Annotated in this window: 1 protein-coding gene; it reads right to left on the reverse strand. The window is 66.2% G+C overall.

What is annotated here, in order from left to right; genetic code table 11:
• Positions 1-12: 12 nt before the first annotated feature.
• Positions 13-1,341: a TRAP transporter large permease gene (locus tag L0977_RS25300; RefSeq protein ID WP_234267688.1), complete on the reverse strand. Its 1,329-nt coding sequence runs from the start codon at positions 1,339-1,341 to the stop codon at positions 13-15.
• Between the last annotated feature and the right edge of the window lie 43 nt (positions 1,342-1,384).

Genomic DNA, 1,384 nt, shown 5'->3' on the forward strand with positions numbered 1-1,384 from the left:
CATGGGGCTTTCTCACTGAGGGCCGATGACGGGAGCGGGCCCGATGGGGGCGAGCGCCGCGGGCTTGGCAAAGACCGCGTCGCGCAGCGCCAGCGTCAGGGTGGGGACATACGTGATCACGGCCAGACAGGCCATGATCACCAGCACAAAAGGCAGCAGGTGGCGCACGATCTGGTCCAGCGAAATCTTGGCCACCGTGCAGGCCGCAAACAGATTCACCCCGAACGGCGGCGTGATCATCCCCATGGCCAGATTGACCACCATGATGATCCCGAAGTGCACCGGATCGACCCCGAAGTGCACCGCCACCGGCACCAGGATCGGCGCCAGCACGATGATCGCCGCCGACGTCTCGATGAACATGCCGATCACGAACAGCGCCGCATTCACCCCCAGCAGGAACCAGCCGGGCGACTGCAGCACCTCCTTGAGCCACATCCCGATCGCATCCGGGATGCCCGCGCGCGTGATCAGGAACGCGAACAGCCCCGCGTTGGCGATGATGAACATGATCACCGCGCTGGAGATCACCGACTTGCGCAGCACCCGCATCAGATCGCCCAGCCGCAGCTCGCGGTGGATCACCAGCCCCACCAGCAGCGCGTAGAAAACCGCCACCACCGACGCCTCGGTGGGCGTGAACACCCCACCGTAGATCCCGCCCAGGATGATCACCGGCATCAGCAGCGCCCAGGCCGCATCGCCGGCCGCACGCGCCAGCGGCAGGCGGCCCTCGCCATCGCGCTTGCCCCAGCCTTTGTAGCGGCAGTACAGGTGCACGAACAGCATCAGCGCGCAGCCGATCAGCAGCCCCGGCAGCACCCCGGCGATGAACAGCTCGCCGATCGAGACCTCGGCCGAGACGCCGAACAGGATCATCGGGATCGAGGGCGGGATCACCACCCCCAGCTCGGCCGAAGTCGCCTGCAGCGACGCCGCGTAGGAGCTGGGGTAGCCGTGCTTGACCAGCGCCGGGATCAGGATCGCGCCGATGGCGAAGGTGGTGGCCACCGAAGAGCCCGAGACGGCCGCGAAGATCATGCAGGTGAGCACGCAGGTCATGGGCAGGCCGCCCTGCACGCCGCCGACCAGGCTCTTGGCGAACTCGACCAGGCGGCGCGAGATGCCCCCGGTCTCCATGAGATTGCCCGCGAGGATGAAGAACGGGATGGCCGCCAGCGGAAACTTGTCGATGGCGGTGAACATCTCCTTGGGCACCAGGATCAGCTTGTCGCTGTCGAACAGCGCCAGGCCCAGGATGGCGGAGCCGCCGATGGAGATGGCAATGGAGATGCTGAAGGCAAAGCCCAGCAGCATCGTGACGAGCAGGGTCAATGGCATGGTGTGGCCTGTGGGTTTACGAGGCGTTGGCCAGTTCTTCGTT

The organism is Hydrogenophaga sp. NFH-34 (assembly GCF_021401345.1).
Lineage (GTDB): Bacteria > Pseudomonadota > Gammaproteobacteria > Burkholderiales > Burkholderiaceae_C > Hydrogenophaga > Hydrogenophaga electricum.

Excerpts from the sequence above, each read along its gene's own strand:
- L0977_RS25300 (WP_234267688.1), bottom strand. The coding sequence starts at position 1,341 with ATGCCATTGACCCTGCTCGTCACGATGCTGCTGGGCTTTGCCTTCAGC.